The sequence below is a fragment of the Mycolicibacterium aromaticivorans JS19b1 = JCM 16368 genome (genome assembly GCF_000559085.1).
GTDB classification, from domain to species: domain Bacteria; phylum Actinomycetota; class Actinomycetes; order Mycobacteriales; family Mycobacteriaceae; genus Mycobacterium; species Mycobacterium aromaticivorans.
In genome coordinates this window covers 403,002-429,351 of sequence record NZ_JALN02000002.1, presented here as the reverse complement: position 1 = coordinate 429,351, position 26,350 = coordinate 403,002, and the positions used below count along the sequence as shown (strand labels likewise).

Sequence of the window (26,350 nt, the reverse complement as noted above, 5' to 3'; positions counted from 1 at the left end):
TGTTGCCGCGACGTCTGTCTGGTGTGGCGCCATCGCGCGCGTGCTCGCATTCTGGGGCGACGCCGACAGCCTGATCGTCGCACTCGACTTTCCCTGGTGAGTTCGTCATGCCACGAACTCCACGTCAGAGACCTTCGCGTCGTTGCCGACTTTCTGCACCGTGACGCGCATTCGCCATGTTCGGGGTTCTCGTTCTGGCCCCTCGCCGACAGTGGTCTTCACGTTGACAGCGACCAGCACCTGGGCCGTGTCACGGGACTGCGACTCCAAGCCGGCCTCGGTGATGGTGCCCTCCGATTTCGACTTCACCTTGTTGACCACATCGATGAATGGTTGTGAGCGCTGGGCGAACTCGTCGTAGAACTTGCCTGTGGCTGAGTCGAGAATGCGCTTCACATCGGCGTCTGCGTGCTGCCAGTCGATCGTGGTCAGATTCAGTGCGCCTTGACGTCCGACCTGCACGAACAGCTGGCGCTGTTCGAAGGCCTGATGCGCTTGGTAGGCCCGGTAGCCCAGCCAACCGGTCAGTGCGGCCAACGTCACGACCGCTACCAACCCCATCACGAGCCCCAGTCGCTGCGGCGGCATTGGGCTTCGCCAGGCGCGCGTGGTGACCCGCGACTGTTCGTCGTCGACACCTTCGGACGGGTCGCCGCCGCTGGCGTCCGTCCTGTCAGCGCCCATTTCGGGGGCGATATCGACGGTGTCATCAGGGGCAGGCGAGGGCGGTGTGTGGTCGTCGCGGACGGGTTCGTCGGTATCCCCGGTGGTATGCGTTGTCACGGTTCACCGTCCTTTGGCGGAAGCAGCATGTCCTGCCAGGTGTGCTGCCCGGCAGCGTTCCGAGCCAGATCCGCTTGCCGGTACTGTTTGCCATCCGGTCCGATGTAAATGCCGGTGCTCGGGTCGTACTCGGCGACCGCAATCGGGGCGGTCACCGGTACCGAGGTGGGCGGCGGCGTTCCTGGCGGCGGCTGCGGAACTGGCTGACCGGACAGCGTCGCGTTCGGGTCGCCTTTCCAGTTGGCGCCGTCGTTGAGAGGTACGTAGTTTTCGTCGCTTTCGCACATCTTCACCGTCGGCGCCCGCTTTCCCGGTCGTGTTTCACAGGGCAGGTTGCGGGCGCCGCGAACGTTCGTGAGGCCGGAATCCTGTGGTATCCGGCAGTACAAGTCCCCGGCCGGTTTCGGTGGGTAATCGACCTCAGACATTGCGCGTTGCTGTTGGGCGGGCAGGTATCCCGTTCTGCATGGCGGGGGCACATTGAGGTTCAGGTTGAAGGACAGGAACACGCCCTTGTAGTCCTGTTTGGTGTTTCGGTTGGCCAGTGCGGCACCCTGGAGGCCGGCGATCTCGATCGGATACAGGGCGAGGATCTGCTCGAGGTTGGGTTGATAGGTGAGCGCCACTTGGCCGAGGCTGACCAGATTGGTCAGCAGGATGGGCAGGGTGGGCTGTACGCGGTCGACCAGCTGACGTACCTGGTCTGCGGCGGCGGGCCCGTTGACCAGTAAGCCCTTTACCGAATCATCCTGGAGCTGTAGCTGATTGGTGATTTGAGCGAGGTTGGCCGCCCAGGTGTGGATGGAGTCGGAGGTTTCGGTCTGGGTGTCCAAGACCGGTTTGGACTCATCGATGAGGGTGGTCAGCGCAGGCAGGTTGTTGCGCGCATCGATGGCCAGCGTTGTGGCCCCCCGCGTCAGCCGTGAAAGCTCGGGGCCCAAGCCACCGAACGCCGTATAGGACTCGTCGATCACCGTTTTGAGGTTGTCGCGCGGGATCGCCTCGATACCGGTGTTGACAGCCCGCAGCAGTGCGTTGATGTCGGGAGGGACCGAGGTGCGGCCGGCTGGTATCACGTCGCCGTTCTTCAGCGGTGCGCCGTCGCCGCTTCGCGGTAGGAGTTCGACGAACAACTCGCCGACCGCAGTCTGGCTGTGCACCTGGGCGTCGAGGTCCGCCGGGATCTTGATGTCCGACTGCAGCGACAGCACGGCGTCGACTCCGGTGTCAGTCAGGCGGACGTCGGTGACCCGACCCACCGTAGTGCCCCGATACGTGACGTTGGCGTTGTCGTACAGGCTCGCTGCGTCCGGCAGCTTCATTGTGACTTGGTAGCGGCCGATACCGAATAGCAGGCTCGGCAGCCGGAGGTAGTAGAAGGCCATGGTTCCACCGGCCAACAGTGTCACCACCCCAAAGGCGGCCAGCTGCAACCGGACTCGCTTACTCAGATACATTACGGTCCTTGGTCCAACCGGTAGGGGGCGATCAGCGGATTTCGCGCGGTGTAGGGGCTAGGCAGTTGCCCGATCGTGCGGCCCCATTGCAGTTCCAGTTCGGTGAGTTTGCCCTCGAACCGGGTGCCGGTGAACAGCGCCGCGTCGATACGACTCAATGTCAAGTCCACGATGGTGGTGATGTTGGCGTAGTCACCGCGCCACCAATTGGTCAGGTTGTCCTTCACGAAGGGAACCGTGGTGAACAGGTTCAGTGAACGGGTCAGCGCAGGACCGGCGTTCGCGAGTGATTCCAATACCGGTCCCAGGTCGTTAAGGATCTGGATCAACGACTCTTTGGACTGGTTAACCGAGTCCGCGGCCAGCGCGCTGAATTTGCCGAGTTGGTCAACCGCCTCAACGAGCTTGTCGCGTTCGGCGTTGATTACCGCCAGCGCGTCGGGAATCGTTTCCAGGGCCTTGTCGATGACTGGTTTTTGTGCCGCGAACTGCGCGACCAGATGGTTGAGGCTTTCGGTGGCCGCGATGATGTCCTCGATTTGGCCGTTGATGTTGGCGGTGAAGATGTCCAGCTGTGAGAGCAGGCTGCGGAAGTCCTGCTCGCGGCCTCCCAACGCGGAGGTGAGTGCTGTGGTGATGTCCTGTACCTGCCCCACTCCGCCGCCGTTGAGCAGAAGTGATACCGACGCCAGGGTCTGTTCGGTGGACGGGTAGGCCCCAGCAGATGTCAGCGGGATCAGCGAACCGGCCCGAAGCTTTCCCGCCGGGCGAACATCGGTGGGGGGTGCCAACTCGACGTGCAGTGAGCCCAGCAGGCTGGTTTGACCCAACGACACGGTCGAGTTGGCAGGAAGCTCGACGTCGCCGTTGAGTGTGAGCGTGAGCAGCGCATGCCATCCTCGACGCTCGATCTTCGTGACCGTGCCCACGTTGACGTCGCCCACGCGGACACGCGAGTTCGGTTGAAGGTTTTCGACGTCGGGCATTTCGGCCTGGATCGTGTAGGAGCCCTGCCCGTGGCCCTGCGTTCCCGGCAGCCGAAAGGAGTTCAGGCCGCGAAAACCGCATCCCGACAGCGCGGCGATCGTCAGCGCGATCACCATCACCGCGACGCCGCGGGCGCAGCGCGTCCTCGTCACGAGCCGGCCCCGGGTGGAATGAGCATGCCGGGCAGCCCGGCGGCGGGATCGGTCTGCTGAGCCGACGGGCCGGGAACCGGCAGCGTGCCTTCGGCTGGTTGCGCCGGCTCGTCGAGGGGTGGCGGCGGGCTGTGGCCCGGCGGCGATGTGTCCGGCGCCGGTGAAGTCTGCGGCGGAACGTAGTCCGGGCGCATCCAGTCCTCACTGTAGGTGACTTCATTCGGCCGGGCGCTGGCCTGGACGAAGGGGTTGATACCGATCGGGGGGAAGTTGTACTGGCGGTTCTTGATGATCGGTGCCAAGTACTGGACACATAATTTCGCCGATTGTTCGTTGTTCAGTCGCGACGCGGCCTGTACTGCGCTGCACAGAAAGGTGATCGGATCCGCGAAGTTGGCGACGTTGAGAGCTCCGGTCAGCGTGCCCTGGGCGGGCTTGTAGAGGTTGGCGGCGTTGGACAACGTCGTCGGCGCGATGTGCAGCAGCTGTTTGATGTCGTCGATGCTGCCCGTCAGTGCCTGTGAGACTGACGTCAATTTGTCCGATGTGGTACCGAGCGCGTCGCGGTTTGCGGAGACGAAGGCCGTCAGGTCACCGATTACGCCATTGAGGTCCTTGACGGCGTCGCCGACTTCGGTGGGGTTGTTGGTCAGCAGCCCGGTGACCGACGCGAGGTTCTGATTCAGCTGGCGTATCAGAAGGGTGCTGTCCTGAAGTGCTGAGACGAGTGTCGCAAGATTCTTGACGCTGCTGAAGATGTCCGGGCTGTGGTCGGCGAGCGCAGACACCGACTGGGACAACCTGATGATCGCCTCGCGGATTGCTGGGCCTTGGCCGCGCAAGTTGTCGGCCGCGGTGTTGACCAGGGCGCCCAGCGTGCTGACCCCGCCGGGCTCGGTGGGCTGCAGCAATGTCGTTAGCCGTTCGAGCTGTTGGCGGAATTCGTCGAACTCCACTGGAACCGCGGTGCGGTCCCGGGGGATGACGGCGTTGTCCTGCAGCGCCGGGCCACCGGTGTAGCGGGGAGTCAATTGAATGGCGCGGGAGGTCACCAGCGTCGGCGACAGGATGACCGCTTTGGCATCGGCGGGCACCTTGTACTTGGCGTCGAACCAGAAGGCGATCTTGACTCGTGTGGGCTGCGGTTCGATGGAGTCGATCCCGCCTACCCGAACGCCCTTGATGCGGACATCGTCGCCGACGAACACCCCGTTGCTGTTTTCGAAGTAGGCGACGACGTGAACACGATCGACCTCGCGTGCCACACGCACCGCCGCAATCGACCCGCCCACGATGAGGCTCACCAAAACGATCGCCAGTCCGAGCTTGGTCCGAGAGTTCGTCATCGTCTGCCTTGGGGGATCGAGGAATCAGCCGGTCCGGGCGCGACTTCATCGGGTGCCGGCACGAAGAAGGGGCTTGGCGTCGGCGGCTGTGGGGCTTGCCGATCGAGTGCCGGCGGTGCCGGCGGACCCGGTGGGGGCCCACCTGGCGGAGGGGCCGGTGCCGGCTCGCGGTAGGGGTACCGAGGATCGCCCGGGTTTCCGGTGATCGCATCGGGCAGAGTCAATTTCGGTTCGCCACCCTGGCCGGTCCGCGGATAGGGAATCGGCAGTGCCGGGGTGCCGGGCTGGCCCACCTGGGGGTCGGTGCGCTGGGAAGGTAGGAGCACGTTGGGATCCAGACCGAGATCCGAGAACGCGGCATCGACGAACGGTTGAATGAACTGTCCGGGGACCAGGTTGGCGAGGTAGGCGTTGAAGAAGGGGCCGGCTGCGACGGTCTCGCCGAACTGCATCGCGTACGCCGCCAGTCCTTTGATGGACTCTTGGATCTCCACCTTCCGGTTGTCGAGGATCGTGAGAACCCCGTTGAGTTTGTCGAGTGCGGGTTTGAGCGTCGTCTTGTTTTCCGCGATGAACCCGGCGATCTGCCGACTGAGCAGCGAGATGTTCGTCGAGATCTCGTCCAGCGCCGCGCTTTGGGTGCGCAGCTGCGCCAACAACGCGTTGGTGTCGGAGATCAGGCGCACGATGTCATTAGTGCGTTCGCCCAGGACGGTGGTCGCCTTGGCGGCGTTCGCGAGGAGTTCGCGCAACCGGGCATCGCGCTGGTTGAGCGTTTCCGCGAATCGGGCGACACCCGCGACGGCGAGCCGCAGGTCATCGGGGGTGTCTTGGAGGGTCTGGGACAGCACCGTCAGCGATGTGGACAGCTGGTCGGTGTCGAGACCGCTGATGGTGGTCGTGAGGTCCCCGATGGCGTCCGGCAATTGATACGGCGAGGTGGTCCGCTCGACGGGGATGGTGCCGGAGAGCGTCCCGGCGCCGCGGGTGGTGAGGTCGAGGACCTTGTTGCCGAGAACACTGGTCGTCCTGATCGCAGCCTCGCTACGGTCGCCCAACCGGATGCCTTCGGCCACCGTGAACGTGACCAGTACCCACTGCCCGTCGAGGGTGATGCTCTGCACTTGGCCGGCGGGAGCCCCCGATACCCGCACCGGGGCGCCGGTGGTCAGTCCGCCAGCCTCGTCGAAATACGCCGAATAGGTCTTCCCGGAGGAGACGAACGGCAGCTTGTGGTAGTTGAGCGCGCCGAGAACCAGGGCGGCGGTGGCCACAACCCCGATGGCCCCCATGACGATGAAGTTGCGCTCGCCGAAGGTCTTCATTTGGGTGTGCACCTGCCGCTGTCTTGTCCCGCCAACTTGATGTACACGGGTTGTCCGCCCTTTCCATTCACCTTCAGCAGCAGATCGCACAGGTAGAAGGCGAAGTAGTTGCCGTAGAGCCCCTGGCGCAGCAGCACACGGTAGGAGTCGGGCAATGTCTTGAGGAGGTTGTCGAAATAGTCGCGATCTGCGAGCACCGCGGTCGCGGTGCGATCGGTCTCGTGGACCGCTTTCTGCAACGGTGGTCGTGCTTGTGCGAGGAGGTCGGCCACCGAGCGGGCAGCCTCGTTGGCGTAGGCCACTCCGTTGCTGATGTCCTGCTTGCGGGCTTGCAGTCCGTGCACGAGCTGCGACAGCGAGTCGATGGCCTTGCCGAATTGCTCGCTGTGCTCGCCCAGCGATCCGAGCACGGAGTTCAAGTTGACGATGGTTTGACCGATCAGCTGGTCCCGGTCGGCAAGCGTGTTCGTCAGCGCTGCGGTCTGAGACAATATGGAACCGATCGTGGCGCCTTGACCCTGAAAGGCTGCGATGAGTTGGCCGGTGAGCGCGTTCACCTGGGCGGGGTCCAGCGCGCGGAACAGTGGCCGGAACCCGCCGATCACGGCGTCAAGATCCAGTGCCGGCGCGGTGCGACTCAGCGGGATCGTGTCGCCGGGCCGCAGTTTCTTGGTTCCGCCCGCGCCCTCCTCGATCGCCAGGTAGCGGTCCCCGATCAGGTTGTCGTATCTGATGACGGCCCTGCTGCCGTCGGTGAGTACCACGGAGTCGTCGGCCCCGAACTCGACCTGCACGGTGGAATCGTCTCGGACGGTGAGGTTCTTGACCTTGCCGACTTCCACACCGGCGATGCGGACGAAGTCTTGGCTTTTCAGTCCACTGACGTTGGTGAACACAGCGGTGTAGGTCTGCTCGCGCTCGAAGCGCAGCTGCGCGAAGACGGTGATGAGTGCGAATGCGCCGAGCGCGCACACGACCACGAAGATCCCGAGGCGCCACACGACGGCTGACACCTTATTTATCACGGCGGTGCTTCCCTCCGACGTTTGCGGGTATGCGCCGACGATTTGCGTGTTCGGCGGTCACGGCGGTGTGGGTCCTGGTGACGGCGCTGGCGGCACCCCTGGATAGAGGGGCGTTCCATCGGGGCCGTACTGAGGTGCGCCGTAGGGCGGTGCACCGGGGTAGGGCACGGGACCGGGCGCCGGGCCGCCTGGGTAGCGGATACTCGGCGGTTCCGGGACCGCCCGAGTATCCGGGAAGTAGTTGGCGTACCCGGGGAATCCGATGCCGGGATTGGGCCGCCAATCCAGTCCGGTGCCGAAGCCGGTGTTGGCGATCAGCTGTCTCACCGGGAAGTTCTTGGCGACGTCCGGCAGCGAGCCGCACCCGGGCTTGCCGCCTTCCCCGCCCTTGGCGGCGTCGATCGGCAGGTTGTCCGGATATCGGTACGGGTCGTATCCCGGCAACAGCTCAGCGTCCATGATGAGCGATTTGCCGTTTCCGCCGAGCATGTCGGCATAACCGCTGTCGAGGGTCGTCTTGGCGCCGACGAACAAGCAGGTGATCTCGGGGTTGTACTTCATCAGCAAGTTCGCCGTGGGTTCCAGCAGGTTGACCGCTTTCACCAGATTGTCTTTGCTGGGGCCCAGCAGGCCCACTCCGCTGCGCGACAGCCCCACGACGTTGAGGAGCAGCGCGTCGAGTTGCTGGGCATGCGTGGTGACCGTCACGCTCGTCGTGGTCCCGGCGGCCAGGGTGTCGATGATGTTCTTTGCCGCGGCGCTGTAGGTGTCGCTGACACCTTTGATCGCGCGGAAGTCCTCGCGCATCGTGTCGGTTCGTGGATTCAACTCCAGCAGAACCTCATTGCTCGCGGTGATCGCCTCACCGATCCTGTCACCTTGCCCCCTCACCCCTTCGGCGAGCGCACTGAGCACGGCGTTGAGCTTGAACGGGTCGATCTGTTTGATCAGCTCCACCACGTTCTGAAACACGGTGTTGACCTCGGTGGCGACGTTCTGCGATCGCAGCACTGCTCCCGCGGACAGCCGCTGCGGGCTGGGGTCGGGCGGGTAGACAAGATCGACGAACTTCGCACCGAACAGGGAGATGGACTGGATGCGCGCCTCGACGTTGGCTGGGATGTACTGGATCTGCGCCGGGTCGATGTCCAGCTGGATGCGCGTGAAATCTCCGCCACTAATCGAGCTGACGTGCCCGACCTGCACACCGCGCATCTTGACCCGCGAGTTGGGCTCCAGCACCAGGCCCGATCGGTCCGCCGTCAATGTCACCGGCACTGTCGGGGTGAATGTGCCGCTGAACATGCCCAGACTCAGCACCACCGCCACGACGATGCCCACGACCAGGAACACCGCCCACCACTCGGAGGAGATCCGACGAGCGCCTGTTCCCTGTGTCACCGCGTCACCCCGCGAAGTTGAAGTTGCCGGTCTGGCCGTAGAGGGCCAGGGTGACCAGGAGAATCACCATTTGCGACGCGATCAGCGATGTCCGGGTGGCACGTCCGACCGCCTCGCCCACGCCCGCGGGTCCGCCGGTGGCGTTGAGGCCGTAATACGTGTGGATCAGCATGATCACCAGAACTTCGGCGACCGTGACGCCGAACGAGAAGAGCACGGCCTGCGGATCGAGAAAGGTGTCGAAGTAGTGGTCGAATACTCCGGAGCCCTGCCCGTAAAACACGGTGGTGATGACACGTACCGAGAAGAACGACATCAACAAAGCCACGCAATACAGCGGAACTACCACGATCATGCCGGCGACCACACGGGTTGACGCTAGGTAGGCGATCGGACGGATGCCCATCACCGCGAGCGCGTCGACCTCCTCGTTGATCTTCATCGCGCCCAGCTGCGCGGTGGTACCGGCACCAATCGTCGCAGCGAACGCGAAAGCCGAGCTGGCCGGAGTGACCAACCGAACGTTGACGAAGGCAGAGGTAAAACCCGCCAACGCTTCCACACCGACCTGAGACATCTGGTTGTAGGCCTGACTTGCCAAAGCGCCGCTGGTCGACAAGTTGAGGAAGGCAACGACTGCGACGGTGCCGCCGACCACCGCCAAGGATCCCGCGCCTAGGCCGATTGAGGCGATCTGCCGCAGCAATTCGGCCCGGTAGATGCTCACCGCCTGCCCGATCGAGCCGATCGACTGACCGTAGAAACGGGCCTGATCGCCGAGCTCTTTCCAGCTGGCCTTCCACCCGCTCAGAGAGCGAGCGGTACGGGGAAATCTCTGTCGCAACACCATGCTGGCGCTCACTTGGTTACCTGAAACCCAACCGCGGTGACAATTGCATTGACGACGAACAGCAACAGGAACGCGATTACGACGGTTTCGTTGACCGCGTTACCTACGCCGGCAGCGCCTTTTTGCACCCTTAATCCTTGGTAGCAGGCGATCAGGCCGGCCACGAAACCGAACAGCGTGGCCTTGACGATTGAAACCAGGACATCGCTGAGGCCTGTTATCAGCGTCATGCTTGCGACGAACGATCCGGGTGTCACGTGCTGGAAGTAGACCGAGAACAAAAATGCGCCAAGGAGGCCGGTCACGGTCACCACAGATGACAAGAGCACTGCCACCGTGGTCGTCGCCAGCACCCTGGGGACGACAAGAGAGTGGATCGGATCTAGGCCGAGGACCCGCATCGCATCGATTTCCTCGCGAATGGTGCGCGACCCGAGGTCGGCGCACATCGCTGAAGCTCCTGCGCCCGCGACGACGAGGACGGTCACGAAAGGGCCGATCTGGTTGACAGCGCCCAAGGCTGCCCCGGTCCCCGAGAAGTCGGCGGCACCGAATTCGACGAGCAACGTGTTGAAGGTGAATGACGTCAGGACAACGAGGGGAATCGACAACGTCAGCGCGGGGACCATCGAAACGCGTGCTACGAACCACGATTGGAGGAGGAACTCGCGCCATTGGAACGGCGGTTTGCCCATCGCGACGAACATGTCCAGCGTCATCGCATAGAACCCGCCGACCACGCTGAGGGGTTTCAATCCTTTGGCACCAGCCACTAGCGATAATTCGTGTGTCGACCTTCTGCGAAGCGCGATGCGTTTCATTCGAACCCGTCCTGGTCTTGTCGCCGATGGTTCCGCCGCCGAGACCGCCCCCACCCGCCGCGTGCCGCCAGCACAGCAGGAACGCCCACGACGCATGGCCCGCGATCGGCTGAGCACGGCGACACGATCACGGTGCCCACTTCGAACCTGAGGTTCCGGCCACCACACCGTTTACTGGGCTTAGCGTGATGTCGAAGCGAAATCCGGCGTCGTCGCGGACGGCGATCAGAGCTTGCCGCCGCTCGGCGGGCAGGCGGCCAAGCAGGACATCTTTGGCGAGGTGGCAGCCCGGAAGGTAAGCGCGGGTGATCAGCCGACTAGGACCCCCGCGGACAGATATCGACACCGCGATAAACGGCGCCGCTCCGTACTCAAGTGCCCGGGGCGGCACGAATCTGACGTTGTAACGACCCTGTCGGTCGGTGATTGCGTTGTTCCGGTGGGTAGAGGTCGGTTCGTCGCACCGCGGCAGCCCGCCCTCCGTCGCCCTGTGATCGCCGGCGGCGTGCCAGGTCTCGACCAGGGCACCAGAAACTGGCACACCATCCTCATCGGTGACCACACCGTGAAACTGAACGGCCCCGTCCACCCGCTCGCAGCGCGGCCGAAAGCTAGGTGCCACGTCTCAGTCTCCCCAGACGAGTCCGTCGACCTGGCCCACGAGACGAAGTCCGGCGCTGAGCACCGCCATATTCGCCATGGCTACCTTGATCGGGCCAACGAATTTGATCTTGCGCGTCGCGATGGCGCTCGCTACGCCGATCTCGCCTTCTGCGACCCGGTGCCACACGTTCGAGGTGGCCGTCAGGACGAAGTCCGGCTTCCGCCCCTCGATCTGGCTCCCGCCGTAGATGGCCTCACCGTCAGCGATTTCCAACTGCGCGACTTGGTCGTCGGCGTCCTGAACGCGCCATTCGATCAACATGGTCAAGTCTTTGGCACCCTGCCGGATCTCGGCCGAGCCATTCCATAGATGGCGGTAGGCTTGCGCCCACTCGGGCGACATCACCGCAACGTCACTCATGATCAGATCATCTCCTTCATCAACGCGTCATACGGGGTACACGAGATAGCGCGGCGGGGTGTTGTCGAGCACCACGAATCGCTGTTGGAACTTTGCCGTCTCATCGTCGAAGACGACGACGTCTTCGGTGTGGCCACTGGCCAAGATCCCGGACTCGCCGGAGGCGCCGGTGTAGGCGACGAGGACGTTGGCCCGTACCTCCCAGCGGTTCTCGCCGAGTTCCCGCATTGCCGTGCGCTGCTGAATGTGGCGGGTGTCATAGGGTTCGATGGTGCCCGCCCAGACTTCCTGAATCATCTTCACGCGGTCGACCAGCCGTTCCCGGCAGTCGTCCAGCATGTACGCCAGCGGCAAACCCTCGCGGACGTTCTCCATCGCGCGCACCTCGTAGGCACACTCGGGCGCGAACAAGGCAAGCCACGCGGCGAAGTCGCGCTCGTCGACTGCGCGAGCGTATGCCCCCAGCAACTCGTCCACCAGGTATACGGCGCGTGCCCGGCGATCGTCGATACTCGATATCAACAAAACTCCATCACCTCCCGGTAGTGGGCCCACCATCCGGTGTTGGCGGCCTCGTCGTTCTGTGACGATTCCGAGAGCGGTCGGCCGACGCCGGCGACGAACCGCTGGTAGCCGCCATCACACGCGGTCGCCTGCACGCGGTTGTAGACGGCGGCGTCCTCGATGCTGATGAAGCCGCTCGGGCCCAGCAGGTTCGACGACTGGCGCACGCGGTGGCGTGCGTAGTCCTCGCTGTCGCTGGCATGACCGAAGAACGTGTAGCGCACTTCGGTGCGATCAACCCCGAGCGGGCGAGCGTAACGTACGTTGATCGTGTCGACGTGACGCACGATGCCGGTGACCGGCCGTAACGCGATCACGCGGGCCCGGCTGTCGTCCCCCATCCGGGTGACCACACTCGGGTCAGCCAGGAAGCCGTTGTCTACGTAGGGCTGCGAATCGTACAGAATCGACATGTGCCCGTAGGGCTCGCTGACCAAGATGTTGCCGTTGCCGCCCTGCCAGTTGAGCAGTTTGAACGCGCTGTGCAGCAACGGAGCATGGTAGGGATCGTTGTCGATGTAGGTTTTCCAGTTACTCTGAAACACCACCGTCTGGTAGCCCAGCAGCGTCAGGTCACCGTCATCGACCATGCAGTCGCGCAGCGGTCCGGCGCTATCGCCGAGGAAATCGGCGAACGGTGGCGGCTGGTCGGCCATGCTGACAAAGATCAATCCCCACGCCTCGACGACGTGTAACTCCCGTAGGCCATAGTCTTGCTCGCGGAAGTCCGGCCGGAACTGCATGCGGCGAGGCGCCCCAGCGAAGCGGCCGTCGTTGGTGAAGAGCCACCGGTGATACGGGCACTCGAATCGCTCCGCCACCCCGCATCGGCGCTGTTCCAGAAGCGTTCCCCGGTGGGCGCAGGAATTGACGAACACGCGGATGCGGTCATCGCCGTCCCGCACCATCAATAGTGGCACATCAGCCAACCATCTCGTCCGAAAGGCATTGCGCTCGGCGAGCTCGGCCCGATGCGCGATCGGATGCCAATAGGGACCATAGAAGATCCGAGTGAGTTCTTCCCTGTAGACGTCCGGGTCGCTAAACACCTCCTTGGGGATGTCCGCGGCCGACGTAAACCGCTTTCGGATCGCAGCCTGGACATGGTCGAATTCCAGGGTCGGGCCGCCGTTCACAACTCCATTCCTTTCTGTAGGGCCGCAATGTGGGTGACCGCGCCCAGGCCGTCAGCGAGGCGCGTCCAGGTGTTGCCCTCGTCGTCCGACACGTGAAGCGAACCCGCCGTGGTGCCGTAGTACAGCCGAAACCCACGGTGTTCAGTGAGCTCGCCTTCCAGCGCCCAGACCATGTCGAACAGGCCAGGCTCGCCGTTGGTATTCAGCCGTACCCAGGAAGCGCCAGCGTCGTCGCTGCGAAAGAACGCCACGTCGGCGCCGCGGCGTCGGCGCAGCTTGGACGGCGACAGGAAATAGACGTTGCCGTTGAGCACGCCCATTACCAGGCGGCGCACTGCGGCCCACTTTGGTGGGATGCCGTCGGCTGCGGCGAGGAATACCACCTCGGGTTTGGCTGGGTGGACCACGATCGCGTCTTCGGTGTAGTTGCGCTCTCCGAGTCCGTCATTTGACTGCATCCAGCTCGATCCGCGGTCGGTGCTGCGGTACAGGCCCTTGCCGCCGCGGTATGGCTTGGTGTCCTGGCCTGTTGTGACGATGATCCGGTCGGGAGCCCCGGGGTGCAGGACCACGCGGTGGATGTCGTGACCGAGGCCGGTGACCTCCTCCCATGTCTGTCCCCGGTCCCCGGTGACTAGAAGGGATCCGACTTCAATGCCGGCGTAGACAACGTCAGCTTCCAATGGGTGCACGGCGATGGTGCGCACGTGCGCGATTCCGGGGCGGATGGGGAAGCTCCACCTTCTCGCTTCGGGCACGCCGAGCAGGTTCCCGCATTCGGCCCAGGTCCCGTCTTCCCACCGCAGCAGGTGCGCTGGTTCTGTGCCGGCGTAGAGCGCGTGGGGTGCGTGCGGGTCGAACGCCAGCGCGCGCACATCGCGGTGTACGAGCCCATCGTCAAGCCCAGTCCAGCAGTTAGCACCCGCGGTACCCAGAAATACGCCCTGGTTGTGGACGGCGACGGCGACGCGATCGCCGCGCGCGGCCATGGCCATTACCTGCCCCGGCAAAGCGGGCCAGGCCTGGACCTTCCCCTCACCGGACACAGTGAATACGCCCCGACTTGCCGCTACGACGGGCATCAGGACCCCTCCTCATCTGAACTCGAGCCGCCGCCCTCGCCAGGGTGCTCCACTTTGGAATGGACGGGGTCGCAGATCACCAACACGGCACCAAGATTGTGGGCCCGCCAACCGCCAAAGAGTCGCACTCCGGCATCGACACCGCCATCACTCGACCTACAACCCCACTCATGGCCTCACCAGCACTTTGATCAGACCCTCTCGCGCCTCCAACAGCCCGTTCAACCCCTCCTCCACCGCACTGTCCAGTGGGATTCGGGTGGTGATCTGCGGCGTGAGCGCGATTTTTCCGTCGGCCATCAGCGCTAGGACGGCGGGGAAGTCGTCGAACATGTCGTACCCGAAAACCATCCGGAGCTGCGTCTCTTTGAGAAGATGGCGGTTGACATCGAGCGAGGCCGGCCCGGCCCATGACGACATCTCCATGAAGCGGCCCTGTTTGCGTAGGCAGTCCAGGCCCTGTGTGAACGCCTCCACGCTGCCTGCCACGTGGAACACGACATCCACCCCAACGCCTCGTGTCTCCTCCAGAATTCGCGCGGTGGTCCCGGGCTCGTGTGGATCGAGCACCAACGTGGCGCCGAGGTCGCGGGCCAAGTTGCCGCGCACGCGGCTCGGTTCCGTGACGTAGATCCGCGCGGCTCCTGCTGCGCGTGCGCACTGGATCACGGTGAGCCCGAGCGCCCCCGCGCCGAGGACCAGCACCGTTTCGCCGAGGAGCAGCTCCGCTCGCCGCACCGCGTGGAACGCCACTGCCGTCGGCTCGGTCAGGGCCGCCTCCTGGAGGTCCACCGCGTCGGGCACTCGGACCGCGAGGCGCGACGGCACTGCGACGTGGCTAGCCAGGCCGCCGTCCCGGGTCAAGCCGATCCATCCTGGGCGCTGACACAAGTGGTAGAGCGACCGGTGGCAGTAGTGGCAGCTGCCGCAGAAGTCCATTGGAATCACCGCGGCGCCCTCCCCGATACGGCATCGGTCGATGCCCGCACCGACCTCCACGATCCGGCCCGATACCTCGTGGCCGAGCACTACCGGTGGCTGCGAAAAGGTGGGTCCCGCCACATACTCGTGCAGGTCGGTCCCACACAGCCCTGTCGCCGCCACTTCGATAATCACCTCACCAGGCTGCGGCGCGGGGTCCGGGACCGATGTCAGGCCGACGTCGTTGGTGCCTTTGAGTACGATCGCGTCCATCTCAGCTCCCGGCCTCGTCGTGAGTCCGGCAAAGATGCCAGCGCTTGGGAATCATGCTCATCCCGCCTCGAACGCCCGGAAAGTCACGCCGGCGGTCATGCCTCCGTCGACCGGCAGGACGGCACCGGTGATGTAAGACGCCTCGGGCGAGGCAAGAAACACAGCCGGCGCAGCGATCTCGTCCGGCCAACCGAAACGCTGCATCGCGCAAAGGTCGACCATCATCGAGGAGTGTTCGGGGTGCTCGGTAAGGAACCGTTCGATCCTCGGCGTGCGGGTCCCTCCGGGAGCGATTGCGTTGACGCGGATGTTGTCACGAGCGAAGTCGAGGGCCATGTTCTTCGTGAGTAGCACGACCCCACCTTTGCTCGCGCTGTACGCGGAGCACCTGTTCTCGGCTAGTAACCCCGCCGTCGACGCAACGTTGACAATCGATCCGCCGCCACCCTGGCGAAGCAGGGGAATGGCGGGTTTGGACATCTGAAAGACGCTGCCGAGGTTCATGTCGAGCTGAGTGCGCCACTGCTCCTCGCTGATCTCCTCGACGTTGCGGGCCAGGCTCCCGCCGACGACGTTGAAAAGGGCGTCGAGCTGCCCGAACTCGGTCAGCGCCCGTTCGGCGACGCCGTCAGCGACATCACGGCGGCACACGTCGCCTACGACGCCGCATACCGCGGCGCCGGACTCGGCCAGTTCGGCAACTGCTGCGTCGAGGCGCCCGGCGTCGGTGTCGGCCATGACACAGCTCCCGCCGTCACGACACCACCGAGCGGCGATGGCTCTACCGATCCCTGCCGCGGCGGCAGTGACTATTGCCACTCGGCGGTCTCCCGCCTCCGCATCACTCACCTGCGGTCGATCGTTGGACCGGCGTACATCGTGAGAGCAGCCTGGGCAGAATCGTCATCGAGCACCGCCGCGGAACTGGGCAGGTTGGCTCATGTAGTCCAGCCATCGCCCCCAGAACCGTCGCTGGTTCTGCTCGGCGTACCCACTCGGGAGGGCTTCGCCCGGTCCTGGCCAGTCATTAAGTGGAGTCAGGTCCATGCCCATCTCGTAGTTCAGGAGTCCTTCACCGGCGAACGGACCCTGGACAGATTCCGTGATGGCCTTCCATGCCTCCGCGTCGTCCTGTTCGAAAACACCGGCCGGACCGAAGTTGTTGACATAGGAGGCCTGCGACGCCTCGCGTAGCCACTCCGGAGCATCGCGTTCGACCAGGAACCAGGAAAGGACCTCCATCCGGTCATGAGATAGCGGCTGCCACAACCGGAACGTGATAAACGGGGTGGGGGGCGACATGTGGTCAGGCGCGATGGTCACATTGATGAAGGACAAATTTGGGAACACCGTGCCGTGAATGAAGGCTGAGCGTCGCATCATGTCCTTGTGCGCCAAAGACGGGTAGGACGCCGCCATCTGGTCGACGACTTCGTCGGGGTATCCCTCGTATTCTGGGAAATCGGCGAGCGTGGGCGGAAACCCGAGCACACCTACGCCGTGACCGTTCTGCAGCGAGATCTCCGCGGGTGCGCTCGCGAAGTTCGGGTCACCCGGAGCCATGCCCAGCTCCACCATAGAGCGGTGAGCGAAAAGGGTGTGGTAGGAGTCGCCGACGAAATTGTCGGCGGCCGTCTTCCAGTTCGCAGACATAGTCCACCGATGCGGCGCCCCTATCACCTCCAGACCGCCCGCGGTCTTCTTCGCAATGAGGTCGAGGTAAAACGTCGTGTCGCCGAGATAGTCGGTCAGGTTCGGCGCCTTCGGATCGACGCTACCGAAGATGAATCCGGCATACGAGTCGACATGGGGGATGTGGCGCAATCCCCACTGCGTCTTATCGAAACCGCCGGGATAGGCCTCCCTCATCGCTGGCACACCGACGAGATCCCCGGTATTGCTGTACACCCAGCCGTGGTAAGGGCACTGGAAGTGGGCGGTGTTTCCCGTCTCCGCACGGCACACGAGAGCGCCACGGTGTCGACAAGAATTTGACAGCGCTTGGATCTGGCCGGAGGCGTCCCGGCAGACGATCACCGAATCGGCCCCGATATAACGCACCACAAAGTCGCCGGACTTGGCCAACTCCGACTCGTGCGCGAGGAACACCCAGGCGCGCCCGAAGATCCGCTCCATCTCAATCGTATGGAGCGTCGGATCGCTGACGACGCGTGCGGGTAGTCGCCCGACCTTGAGCCCGTCCGCTACGTCGCGCAACGCGCGCCGCAGGTAGCGATCACTCGTGCCAGCGGTTCCGGTGGTCTCGGTTGTTTCGGTGGTCATGTGATCGGACCTTTCTGGACAGGCAGTGCTTTCAAGGACGACGACGGCGAGAGAGCGTGGCTACAGGACTACCGACAGGTTGTCGATAGGCAGCGTCGAATGGTCGAGCAAGACCTCACGCCGAGCGAGCCGCAGCGACCCGTCGCTCCGGCGCAGCACGTCGACGCGTTCAGCCGACAGCAACTCCCACCGTCCGCTAGCTCCGCGGCTGCGGAAGAACAACAGGTTCGACCGCACGGTCAACTCATCAGCCCCAGGTCCGGCAGTGGTGCGGATATTGGACACGAAGTGGCGGGTCCGGGATCGAGGTGACTCCGCCCATGAGAACTCCGTCTCGCTGCGCAGGACCCGCATCTCCAAGCCCGTGTAATCGTCGTTCCAGTGCGCGATCGCGCTCACCCAACCCGCGGAGTCCTCCCGGGTGGTGCGCACCGGAACCACATACCGGATGTCGGGGTCAAGCAGGCCCAACCAGTCCCGGAACTGTCCTCCATCGAGCAACTCCGCTTCCCGAAACATGAAGTCCTCGACGGACTCACGGGTATCCCGGTCCACCGCGACCGCGTTCATCAAATCGAACTCCTCCGGCAAACCGTCAATACTGACCAGCCTGTTCTGCTGAACAGATAAGTCCTCCGCTGTAGAGAATGTTAGCCAGATCTCACTTGCGGGTCAAGAGAGATCTCGGTCAAGTCCCTGGACGCGGTGCAGTCGCTTCGGGAACTTGGTCAAAGGGGCCGGTCTCCCGCCCGATGAAATAAGGGTCGTCGTACAGAGCCAGCACGAACCCATGTGGCGCTCCTAGGGTTCTAGGTGCGCTTTGGTCCTGGTCAGCGACTGTTGGTGTTGTGCTGCATGAGGAATTGATGGTTCGGCGGCGAAATGAGGGACGCGCACGCGGAGGTGTCAGATGGTTTGTGTAGGGGGGTGGGGTGTCCTGCCGGAGAGTCGACACTGATGACTGTTATTGATCCTGAGGCTCGTGAGCAGCTGAACCGCCTGTAAGTCTTCATATGGCGGCACCGACCTGTCAGCCAGCACCGGGCCGGCCATGTACAGACTTACAGGCGGTTCAGTTACCGACGTCGTCATTGATGACGGTCATATTGAGGTCCGGCTGCGCCCGAAGGCCCACCTGTTGTGTCGCCCATGCGGCAAACGGCTACCGGCGGTCGATGACCTGACGCCGCCGGCGCTGGCGCCATCTCGATCTGGCCAGGGCGCGGCTGTGGCTGGTCTACGAAATCCGCCAGCTGGACTGTTCGGACTGCGGGATCGTCACCGAGGAGCTGCCTTCGGCTCTTCCCAGCGCCCGCCATACCCGTGACTTCGAGGACATGCGGTGTGGCTAGCTCAGCGCACCGACCGAACCTCGTGGCCACGTTGATGGGCTACGCCTGGGAGACCGTCTCTGCGATCATCAACCGCGGTGGGGCCTAACTGTTGGACCAACGCCTCTTGCAGACGCTCTACCGCATCGGTGTCGATGAGATCTGCTATCGCCACCCGCATCGGTATCTGACCATCATCGGTGACCACGACACCGGCGCAGTGGTCGACATCCAACCCGGACGCAGCGAAGAATCGCTTGCCAACTTCCGTGCCAGCCAGCCAGATTCAGCCCTGGCCGCTATCGAAACCGTCAGCATTGACGTCTCGCGCGCCTGCACCGGTGTCACGACCGCAGCAGTCCCGCACGCGGTCATCTGCTACGACGACTTCCACATCACGCGATAGGTCAACCGCGCCCTCGACCGGTATTCGCCGAAGCCGCCGCAGGCCCGGACAAAGTGGCGATGAGCGCTGGGCAAAGGTGGACCACACGCTGAGCATTGCGCACCGGGAGAACAAACCCACCGATGACAAACACGCATTGGTCAACCAGATCACCCGTACCAACCGACGCATCGGACGGGCCTGGACTCTCAAAGAACGGGTCTGCTGCACGATCAGGTGACAGTTTCGGTCACGCGGCCTGACTGGCCGGTGTGGTCATGATTGCTTCGAATTCGATCGGGGTCAACCGCCCGAGGGCGGTCTGGCGTCGGCGGCGGTGGTAGGTCCGTTCGATCCAGGTGACGATGGCGATCCTCAACTCCTCTCGGGTGTCCCACCGGCGGCGGTCCAGTACGTTCTTCTGCAGCAGGCTGAAGAAGCTCTCCATGGCCGCGTTGTCGCCGGCCGCACCAACACGGCCCATCGATCCGACCATCTCGTAGCGACCCAAAGCATGAACGAAACTCCTTGACCTGAACTGAGATCCACGATCGGTGTGCAGAATGCAGCCAGCCACCTCGCCGCGGCGTGCTACCGCATTGCTCAGCGCGGTAGTCGCCAACCGCGACTTCATTCGCGAGTCCATGCAGTACCCGACGATGCGGTTGGAGAATTCGTCCTTGATCGCGCAGAGGTACAGCTTGCCTTCACGTGTCGGACGCTCGGTGATGTCGCTAAGCCACAACTGATTTGGCCCTTCGGCAGTGAAGTCGCGCTCGACGAGATCGTCATGCACCGGCGGACCCACTTTGCCGTTCTAGCCACGTTTCTTACCGAACGCACTCCATAGGCGATGCTCTGAGCAGATCCGCCACCCGGTGCGCTCGGCCATCGGTTCACCGGCCGCGCACGCTTCCTCGACCAGGTAGCGGTAGCCGAACTCCGGGTCGTCGCGATGGGCGTCGAACAACGCGTTGGCTCGGTAGGCCTCGGTGACCTCGGCGTCGGTCACCGAGTTGGCCCGCCAGCGGTAGTAGGGCTGGCGGGCGAGCTTGAGTACCCGGCACGTCACCGCGACGGGAACCCCGTCGGCGGCGAGCTCGTTCACGAGCGGGTAGAACCTTTTCCCGGCAGATTGGCCTGCGACAAATACGCGCTCGCCCGGCGCAGGACCTCGTTTTCCTGCTCCAACAGCTTGATTCGACGGCGTGCATCCCGCAGCTCCGCGGACTCGCCGGTGCTCTTGCCGGGCTTGGTGCCCTCGTCGATATCGGCTTGGCGCATCCACTTGTGCAGCGTCATCGGGTGCACACCGAAATCGGCGGCGACCTGCTCGATCGTCACACCGTCATCGCGGTTGCGAGCCACCCGCACGACATCGTCACGGAACTCACGGGGGTAAGGCCTGGGCACAATGACATCCTTCCAGCCCACCCGTCACGGGCAAGCCAACTCAGATGTCACCAATTCGTGCAGCAGACCCAACAAGCCCGTGACCTCTACCGCTTCAATCAGCCACCCGGCGCCGCAAGCAGATTGCTCAAGGGCTGTATCACTGCCGCCAAACGTTCCCGAATCTCGGTGTTCGTGTCGCTGGGCAACGCTTCGAGATCTTCTTCGAACCCATCCTGGCCGCCATCGAACTCGGTATCTCCAATGCTCTCATCGAGGGCATCAACAGCAAGATCCCCATCAACGCCCGCGACTACCGGCACTACTCCCCCCAACCCTGACCGCAATGATCTACTTCTGCCTAGGTGTGACTGCAGGTCAGACTCCCCACAAGAACCTAACGAGCCGCACCCACGTTCGACCGGCAGATGCGGTCACTTCCAGCGGATGGATGGCGCAAAGCGCTTTAGGCCACACCTAACTCATGGGATGCACCACGGTTGCAGCGCATGAGCCATGTGCTGGCTATGTCGCCAAACGCCGTCGCCGTGTGTAACGCTCTACACCTATCTCGGTACTGCCACCGTGGCCGGGTCATCGCTAGAGGTGAAGAGATTTTGACTGCGGTTTCGGGAAGTGGTTGTCGCCCCGGGGATAGACCACCTGCGGCCACCAGAACCACCGGCCCAGCATGACCGCGATCGACGGCATCAGCAGCGACCGCACGATGAAGGTATCGATCAGCAGGCCGATCGCGATCGTCGAACCCATCTGGGCCAACACGACCAGCTTGCTGAACATCATCCCCGCCATCGTCGCGGCGAACACCAGACCGGCCGACGTCACCACACCACCGGTGCCCGCCATCGAGCGGATGATGCCCGTCTTCAAACCGGCGTGGATCTCATCCTTGAAACGGGAGACCAGCAGCAGGTTGTAGTCCGAGCCGACCGCCAACAGGATGATGACCGACATCAGCATGACCAGCCACTGCACCTGAATCCCGAACAGGTCCTGCCACAGCAGTACCGAGATACCGAACGACGCGGCGATCGAGCTCGCCGCCGTACCGACGATCACCAGCGCGGCGACCGCGCTTCGCGTCAGGATCAGCATGATCATGAAGATCAGCGTCAGCGACGACACCACGGCGATCAGCAGGTCGTAGCGTGCGCCGTCGGACATGTCCTTGTACGTCGCCGCGACCCCGCCGAGATGAATCTTGGCGCTCGACAGCGAGGACATCTTCAGCGCCTCTTGGGCGGCCTTGCGCTCCGAGTTGACCCGAGCGATGCCGTCGACCGTCGCCGGGTCGCCCTCGTGGGTGATGAACATGCGGGTCGACTTGCCGTCCGGCGAGAGGAACATCTTCAGGCCGCGCTCGAAGTCGGGGTTCTGGAAGGCCTCCGGCGGCAAGAAGAACAGATCGTCGTTCTTGGCCTGGTCGAAGCTTTCCCCCATCGCCAGCGCCGTGTCATTGGTCGCTTGCATCTGGTCGAGCAGGGCCTTCTGCGAGTTGTACGACGCCAGCGACAGGTCCCTGCTGGCCTTCATCGACGCGATCGTCTGGGGCAGCAGCGCCGTCAGCTGCGGAGCGAGTGCCGCCAGCTGATCGGTATTGCCTTGCACCCCTTCGGTTTTGTCGGTCACCTGATCGATCCCGTCGAGGGAGTCGAACAGCGACCGCGCCGCGTTACACAGGGGGATGTCGAAGCAGTGCGGCTCCCAGTAGAAATAGTTTCGCAAGGGCCGGAACTGGTCGTCGAAGTTCGCGATGTTGTCGCGCAACGCCTTGGTGGTCTCGAGTAGATCCTGCGACCGGGCCGCCGAGTCCTGGGTGAGCTGGGTCTGCTTGACGGAGAGTTGGTACTGCTTCTCCAAGATATCGATCGAAACATTCATCGTGTCAACGGTTTTGAGCTGGTTGTCCAGCTGATCCCGCTGGAACGGCAGGTTCATGTTGGTGGTCTGACCCGCCACGCTCGTCTGGAATGGAATCGAGCTGTGCTGGATCGGGATACCCAATGGCCGGGTGATGCTCTGCACCATCGCAATGCCCTCGGTGTGCATGACATTGCTGGCGATCTTGTTCAGCACCAGCATGTCGGCGGGATTGCGCATGTCGTGGTCGGCCTCGACCATGAGGATGTCGGGATTCATCCTGGCCTGGGTGAAGTGCCGGTCCGCAGCGGCGAAGCCCTGATTGACCGGGGCGTCCGTGGGCAGGTAGTAGCGGTCGTTGTAGGCCGGCTTGTACCCGGGGATCGCCACGAGACCGAGCAACACCACGAATAGGCTCGCCACGAAAATCGGTGCGGGCCAACGTACGACGGCCGTACCGACCCGCCGCCAGAATCTGCTCTGTGGGGGCCGCTTGGACTCATACAGTCCGACGCGGCTGCCGAGGTAGAGCACCGCCGGGCCGAGCGTGACCGCGATCGCCACGATCACGAGCATGCCGATCGCGACGGGGGCGCCCATGGTGGTGAAGTAGGGCAGGCGCGCGAAGGACAGGCAGTACGTCGCGCCCGCGATCGTCAGCCCGGAACCCACGATGACGGGCGCGACGGACTTGAAGGTGGCGTAGTAGGAGTCGTCTCGGTCGAGGCCCATGCCGCGGTCTTCGCGATATCGGCCGAAGATGAAGATGCCGTAGTCGGTGGCCGCTGCGATCGCCAGCATCGTCAGGATGTTACCGGCGAACGTCGTCAGTCCAAAGGCGCCGTGGGTGGCCAGAATTGACACCACACCACGCGCGGTCAGCAGTCCCAGGAATGTCAGGAACAACTGGATCAGCGTGGTCCGGATCGATCGGTAGACCACCAGCAGCATGCCCGCGATCGCAACGAGGGTGATCAAGGTGATCATCGCGAGGCTGGCGTTGCCGATGACGTGCAGGTCGTCGGTCAGCGCCGCGGGGCCGGCGACGTAGGCCTTCACGCCGGGCGGTGCCGGGGTCTCCTCGATGACCTTGCGGACCGCGTCCACGCCTTCGTTGGCCAGGGTCTGGCCTTGTTCACCGGCGAGGTTCAGCATCACGTAGGAGGCTTTGCCATCGGCACTTTGGGCGCCGGCGGCGGTCAGCGTGTCGCCCCAGAAATCCTGAATGTGCTGGATGTGCTCGGGATCTTGCTGCAGCTTGCGGATGATCGCGTCGTAGTACTGATGCGCGTCCGGGCCCAGCGGCTTCTGACCCTCCACCACGACCATGATCGTGCTGTTGGAATTGAACTCCTGGAAGTTGGCGCCCATCAGCTTCATCGCCCGCATCGACGGGGCGTCCTCGGGTGCCATCGGCGCCGAGTGCAACTCGCCGACGACCTCGAGTTGAGGCGCGATGACGTTGACCAGAACGGCGATCGCGATCCAGAACAGGACGATCGGCAGCGCAAGGATGCGGAGCAGGTGGGGGACGACGGGACGCTTCGGCCTGCTGGTGGATTCGGGCTCGGCAATGGTGTGGGTCATGCGGACTTCACCAGGCAGTACGTCTGGGCGTTGACCCCATCGGCTGATTGCTCTTCACGGACGGTTCCGTTCACCGTGACGCGGCATCCAATCTGGTCGCCGTCGGTCTGCGCCATGAGACTGGCACTGACCGCGGGCAACGTCGTTGACAGGGTGATCGACCAGGGCAGCGGCACATTGACTGTGTGCACTTTCGCTTCCGGGTCGAAGTAACTGATCTGGGCGGTGGTCCCCGGTGCGCCAAAGACGTCGTAGACCATGACCTTGGGATTGAACTGGACGATCTCGATACCGGAACCGGCGCCGGCATTCAGGTCCTGCGACCCGAACATCTTGTGCAGACGCGAAACCACCAGGCCGGAGACCGCCAACACCGCGACCAGAATTAACGGGATCCACACCTTTTTCAGCAAGCGGCCCACCGGAATAACCCTCACGCCGACCAACCTTCCGCAATCGATTCGTCGTGCGACCACCGTCGAAACTGCTCGATCACGGTCTGTCAATTCAGATGTCATGGAGGACGAGCTCAGGTCGACGGCCTGATCGAGAAGCTCGCCAACGCAGTCGCTGACGTACCCCGTAGTCGACTCCGATAGAGTTCGAACTGCTACACCAACCCGCGCAAACCGTCGCCTTAACCAAGTATCGCGACGCCACCGAACCCACGGCACATCACTCGAGAGCCCTGCCGCAGCGATCCATCCGCCATGTATGGCTTGCCGGCCAGATCCGTGCGCTGCATACAGCCTCACGAGGCAGTTACGGTGTCCGCAGGGGTGTGCACCACGGCTTAGACCTAGTCTGGCGTCTGCCAGGCTCAGGACAGCGGCGGCCCGGGCGGGCCAGTTCGACGGCTGATGGTCTGCAGTTCGGTATAGGCGTGCAAGCTGTCCGGGGAGAACTCGCGGCCCAATCCGCTCCGCTTCGCCCCACCGAACGGCGCGCGGGGATCAAGAGAGGTGAAGGTGTGGCTGTTGACGAACACCGAGCCTGTGTCGAGCCGACGGCCAAGCAGGAAGGCGCGCTCTTCGTCCGAGGTCCAGATCGAGGCGGCCAGCCCATACTGCGATTGGTTCACGAGCCGGATCACCTCGTCGAGCTCGTCATATCTCAGCACAGGCACCACCGGCCCAAACTGCTCCTCTTCGACGACCGCGAGCCGGGGATCAGCCTCAGTAATCACGCTGGGCATCATGAAGTGGCCGTGCTCCCACGCCGCCGTATCTAGCCGCTGACCGAGGGTGGTGATAATCGCTCCGCTCGCCCGTGCGTCTTCGACGATCTTCTCGACCATGCCCTTCTGCTGGGCGTTATTCAGCGGACCCATCGTGGATCGTGGATCGTCCCCGGGTCCAACGACGATCTCGTCCACCGCGGAGCAAAACGCTTCGACGAACCGGTCGTGGATCCGGGTCGGCACGTAGATCCTTTTAAGCCCGAAGCACACCTGGCCGGTGGTACCGAACGCGCCCTTCGCGATCCGCCGCATAGTTCCCGGTGAGAGGTCCAAGTCGTCGAGGACGATTGCTGGGTCGTTTCCGCCAAGCTCGAGCGTCACCCGCTTGATGTCTTGCGCCGCAGCAGTCATGACCTTGCGGCCAGTGTCGATGCCGCCGGTGAAACCGATCTTGCGGATTAGCGGGTGGGAGACCAACGTCTCTCCGACCGTGTCGCCGCCGGTGACCATGTTAAGCACACCCGGTGGGAAGTGCTGCTGGAGGGCCCGGATGATCTCGGTGAGTACTAGGGGGGAGTTCTCCGACGGCTTCAGGACGACTGTGTTGCCGGCGACGAGCGCCGGCGCTAGTTTCATGAACGACAAGACCACCGGGAAGTTCCAGGGCGTGATAGCGGCGACCGGCCCGATTGGACGGCGCCGGATGAGGGTCCTGCCGCCGGTGTCCCGGATCTCCTGGTCCGCCAGCGTCTCGGCAGAGATGCCGGCGGTGTAGCTACAGATGCCTGAAGCGAACTCGAGGTCGATCTTCGACTCTTCGAGGATCTTTCCGTTCTCACGGCTCAGGAGAGGTACGTACTCCTCGATCATGTCGTGGATCACGCCTGCGGCTGCAAGTAGAGCCCCTTGCCGTTCCTCTAGCGGCCGCGACGACCACTCCGGGAACGCCGTTGCGGCCGCCTCCACCGCCGCGTCGACTTGCACGGACGTCGCGTCCGGGACCGACCCGAGCACCACTCGTGTGTCCGCCGGACTGGCGACTTCAATCGTCCGATCAGACGCCTCCTCACGTCCGTTGATGATGAGCTTTCCGTTGATCATGAAGTCCTACCTTTCGTGCAGGTAACGGTGGCCGACGCCCCTGGGCTTCAAATCGGCCCTGAG

The 26,350-nt window shown here is 63.6% G+C and carries 24 protein-coding genes and 1 pseudogene; 2 read left to right on the top strand and 23 right to left on the bottom strand.

All coding sequences use genetic code 11. From position 1 onward, the window contains the following. Nucleotides 1-105 precede the first annotated feature (105 nt). From Y900_RS28335 to Y900_RS28250, 18 genes are all read right to left on the bottom strand, one after another. Nucleotides 106-783, bottom strand: coding sequence for an Rv1363c family protein (locus Y900_RS28335; protein WP_036348778.1), 678 nt, complete (start codon nucleotides 781-783; stop codon nucleotides 106-108). Beyond that, nucleotides 780-2,240, bottom strand: coding sequence for an MCE family protein (locus Y900_RS28330; protein WP_036348775.1), 1,461 nt, complete (start codon nucleotides 2,238-2,240; stop codon nucleotides 780-782). The genes Y900_RS28335 and Y900_RS28330 overlap by 4 nt, the downstream gene beginning before the upstream one ends. Beyond that, entirely contained in the window at nucleotides 2,240-3,379 is a 1,140-nt protein-coding gene (locus Y900_RS28325; protein WP_036348772.1) for an MCE family protein, read from the bottom strand. The genes Y900_RS28330 and Y900_RS28325 overlap by 1 nt, the downstream gene beginning before the upstream one ends. Continuing rightward, complete coding sequence (locus Y900_RS28320; protein ID WP_036348768.1) at nucleotides 3,376-4,725, bottom strand: MCE family protein; 1,350 nt, start codon at nucleotides 4,723-4,725, stop codon at nucleotides 3,376-3,378. The genes Y900_RS28325 and Y900_RS28320 overlap by 4 nt, the downstream gene beginning before the upstream one ends. Further along, nucleotides 4,722-6,050 carry an MCE family protein gene (locus Y900_RS28315; RefSeq protein WP_036348765.1) on the bottom strand — a complete coding sequence of 443 codons (1,329 nt, stop codon included), beginning with the start codon at nucleotides 6,048-6,050 and terminating at the stop codon, nucleotides 4,722-4,724. Before Y900_RS28315 ends, Y900_RS28320 begins: the two co-directional genes overlap by 4 nt. Beyond that, a complete protein-coding gene (locus Y900_RS28310; RefSeq protein ID WP_036348762.1) occupies nucleotides 6,047-7,075 on the bottom strand; it encodes a virulence factor Mce family protein in 1,029 nt (342 codons plus the stop codon). Before Y900_RS28310 ends, Y900_RS28315 begins: the two co-directional genes overlap by 4 nt. Nucleotides 7,076-7,132: 57 nt before the next feature. Then, entirely contained in the window at nucleotides 7,133-8,476 is a 1,344-nt protein-coding gene (locus Y900_RS28305) for an MCE family protein (protein ID WP_051660543.1), read from the bottom strand. A 4-nt stretch (nucleotides 8,477-8,480) separates the two neighbouring features. Then, entirely contained in the window at nucleotides 8,481-9,338 is an 858-nt protein-coding gene (locus Y900_RS28300) for an ABC transporter permease (protein ID WP_036348759.1), read from the bottom strand. Beyond that, nucleotides 9,335-10,045, bottom strand: coding sequence for an MlaE family ABC transporter permease (locus tag Y900_RS28295; protein WP_237752789.1), 711 nt, complete (start codon nucleotides 10,043-10,045; stop codon nucleotides 9,335-9,337). Before Y900_RS28295 ends, Y900_RS28300 begins: the two co-directional genes overlap by 4 nt. 229 nt (nucleotides 10,046-10,274) lie before the next feature. Then, nucleotides 10,275-10,736 (bottom strand): dioxygenase family protein, encoded by a 462-nt coding sequence (locus tag Y900_RS28290; RefSeq protein WP_272945587.1) that lies wholly within the window; start codon nucleotides 10,734-10,736, stop codon nucleotides 10,275-10,277. Nucleotides 10,737-10,772: 36 nt separating this feature from the next. Continuing rightward, nucleotides 10,773-11,171, bottom strand: a complete 399-nt coding sequence (locus tag Y900_RS28285) for an SCP2 sterol-binding domain-containing protein (protein ID WP_036348753.1) — start codon at nucleotides 11,169-11,171, stop codon at nucleotides 10,773-10,775. Between the two features lie 27 nt (nucleotides 11,172-11,198). Next, on the bottom strand, nucleotides 11,199-11,693 hold the full coding sequence (locus Y900_RS28280; protein ID WP_237752767.1) for an aromatic-ring-hydroxylating dioxygenase subunit beta: 495 nt from the start codon (nucleotides 11,691-11,693) through the stop codon (nucleotides 11,199-11,201). Beyond that, the gene (locus tag Y900_RS28275) at nucleotides 11,690-12,871 is read right to left on the bottom strand and encodes an aromatic ring-hydroxylating oxygenase subunit alpha (protein WP_036348745.1); all 1,182 of its coding nucleotides are present in this window, start codon (nucleotides 12,869-12,871) and stop codon (nucleotides 11,690-11,692) included. Before Y900_RS28275 ends, Y900_RS28280 begins: the two co-directional genes overlap by 4 nt. Further along, nucleotides 12,868-13,860: a WD40/YVTN/BNR-like repeat-containing protein gene (locus Y900_RS28270; RefSeq protein ID WP_237752766.1), complete on the bottom strand. Its 993-nt coding sequence runs from the start codon at nucleotides 13,858-13,860 to the stop codon at nucleotides 12,868-12,870. The genes Y900_RS28275 and Y900_RS28270 overlap by 4 nt, the downstream gene beginning before the upstream one ends. Before the next feature lie 261 nt (nucleotides 13,861-14,121). After that, nucleotides 14,122-15,147, bottom strand: coding sequence for a 2,3-butanediol dehydrogenase (locus Y900_RS28265; protein WP_036348735.1), 1,026 nt, complete (start codon nucleotides 15,145-15,147; stop codon nucleotides 14,122-14,124). A gap of 57 nt (nucleotides 15,148-15,204) precedes the next feature. Further along, complete coding sequence (locus Y900_RS28260) at nucleotides 15,205-15,996, bottom strand: SDR family NAD(P)-dependent oxidoreductase (RefSeq protein ID WP_036348733.1); 792 nt, start codon at nucleotides 15,994-15,996, stop codon at nucleotides 15,205-15,207. Nucleotides 15,997-16,050: 54 nt separating this feature from the next. Next, nucleotides 16,051-17,430, bottom strand: a complete 1,380-nt coding sequence (locus Y900_RS28255; protein ID WP_036348731.1) for an aromatic ring-hydroxylating dioxygenase subunit alpha — start codon at nucleotides 17,428-17,430, stop codon at nucleotides 16,051-16,053. Nucleotides 17,431-17,490: 60 nt separating this feature from the next. Beyond that, nucleotides 17,491-18,000, bottom strand: a complete 510-nt coding sequence (locus tag Y900_RS28250; protein ID WP_036349097.1) for an aromatic-ring-hydroxylating dioxygenase subunit beta — start codon at nucleotides 17,998-18,000, stop codon at nucleotides 17,491-17,493. Nucleotides 18,001-18,641: 641 nt separating this feature from the next. On the opposite strand from Y900_RS28250, the gene Y900_RS33840 reads away from it, so the two are divergent. Both Y900_RS33840 and Y900_RS30620 read left to right on the top strand, forming a co-directional pair. Then, entirely contained in the window at nucleotides 18,642-18,782 is a 141-nt protein-coding gene (locus tag Y900_RS33840; RefSeq protein WP_420329854.1) for a hypothetical protein, read from the top strand. Nucleotides 18,783-18,873: 91 nt separating this feature from the next. After that, complete coding sequence (locus tag Y900_RS30620) at nucleotides 18,874-19,167, top strand: transposase (RefSeq protein WP_051660542.1); 294 nt, start codon at nucleotides 18,874-18,876, stop codon at nucleotides 19,165-19,167. 229 nt (nucleotides 19,168-19,396) lie between these two features. Here Y900_RS30620 and Y900_RS31950 read toward each other — a convergent pair. The 5 genes and pseudogenes from Y900_RS31950 to Y900_RS28215 form a co-directional block, all read right to left on the bottom strand. Further along, nucleotides 19,397-20,559, bottom strand: a pseudogene (locus Y900_RS31950) (IS3 family transposase). Nucleotides 20,560-20,657: 98 nt separating this feature from the next. Continuing rightward, a complete protein-coding gene (locus Y900_RS28230; RefSeq protein WP_036348725.1) occupies nucleotides 20,658-20,861 on the bottom strand; it encodes a hypothetical protein in 204 nt (67 codons plus the stop codon). A 277-nt stretch (nucleotides 20,862-21,138) separates the two neighbouring features. Next, nucleotides 21,139-24,006, bottom strand: a complete 2,868-nt coding sequence (locus Y900_RS28225; protein ID WP_051660541.1) for an MMPL/RND family transporter — start codon at nucleotides 24,004-24,006, stop codon at nucleotides 21,139-21,141. Continuing rightward, nucleotides 24,003-24,443 (bottom strand): MmpS family transport accessory protein, encoded by a 441-nt coding sequence (locus Y900_RS28220; RefSeq protein ID WP_051660540.1) that lies wholly within the window; start codon nucleotides 24,441-24,443, stop codon nucleotides 24,003-24,005. The genes Y900_RS28225 and Y900_RS28220 overlap by 4 nt, the downstream gene beginning before the upstream one ends. Nucleotides 24,444-24,826: 383 nt before the next feature. Continuing rightward, on the bottom strand, nucleotides 24,827-26,287 hold the full coding sequence (locus Y900_RS28215) for an aldehyde dehydrogenase family protein (protein WP_036348722.1): 1,461 nt from the start codon (nucleotides 26,285-26,287) through the stop codon (nucleotides 24,827-24,829). Between the last annotated feature and the right edge of the window lie 63 nt (nucleotides 26,288-26,350).

Bases quoted from the DNA above. Each gene is read 5' to 3' on its own strand.
- Y900_RS28330 (WP_036348775.1), bottom strand. From the start codon at position 2,240: ATGTATCTGAGTAAGCGAGTCCGGTTGCAGCTGGCCGCCTTTGGGGTG.
- Y900_RS28320 (WP_036348768.1), bottom strand. From the start codon at position 4,725: ATGACGAACTCTCGGACCAAGCTCGGACTGGCGATCGTTTTGGTGAGC.
- Y900_RS28315 (WP_036348765.1), bottom strand. From the start codon at position 6,050: ATGAAGACCTTCGGCGAGCGCAACTTCATCGTCATGGGGGCCATCGGG.
- Y900_RS28295 (WP_237752789.1), bottom strand. From the start codon at position 10,045: ATGACGCTGGACATGTTCGTCGCGATGGGCAAACCGCCGTTCCAATGG.
- Y900_RS28285 (WP_036348753.1), bottom strand. From the start codon at position 11,171: ATGAGTGACGTTGCGGTGATGTCGCCCGAGTGGGCGCAAGCCTACCGC.
- Y900_RS28270 (WP_237752766.1), bottom strand. From the start codon at position 13,860: ATGGCCGCGCGCGGCGATCGCGTCGCCGTCGCCGTCCACAACCAGGGC.
- Y900_RS28265 (WP_036348735.1), bottom strand. From the start codon at position 15,147: ATGGACGCGATCGTACTCAAAGGCACCAACGACGTCGGCCTGACATCG.
- Y900_RS28255 (WP_036348731.1), bottom strand. From the start codon at position 17,430: ATGACCACCGAAACAACCGAGACCACCGGAACCGCTGGCACGAGTGAT.
- Y900_RS28250 (WP_036349097.1), bottom strand. From the start codon at position 18,000: ATGAACGCGGTCGCGGTGGACCGGGATACCCGTGAGTCCGTCGAGGAC.
- Y900_RS28225 (WP_051660541.1), bottom strand. From the start codon at position 24,006: ATGACCCACACCATTGCCGAGCCCGAATCCACCAGCAGGCCGAAGCGT.
- Y900_RS28215 (WP_036348722.1), bottom strand. From the start codon at position 26,287: ATGATCAACGGAAAGCTCATCATCAACGGACGTGAGGAGGCGTCTGAT.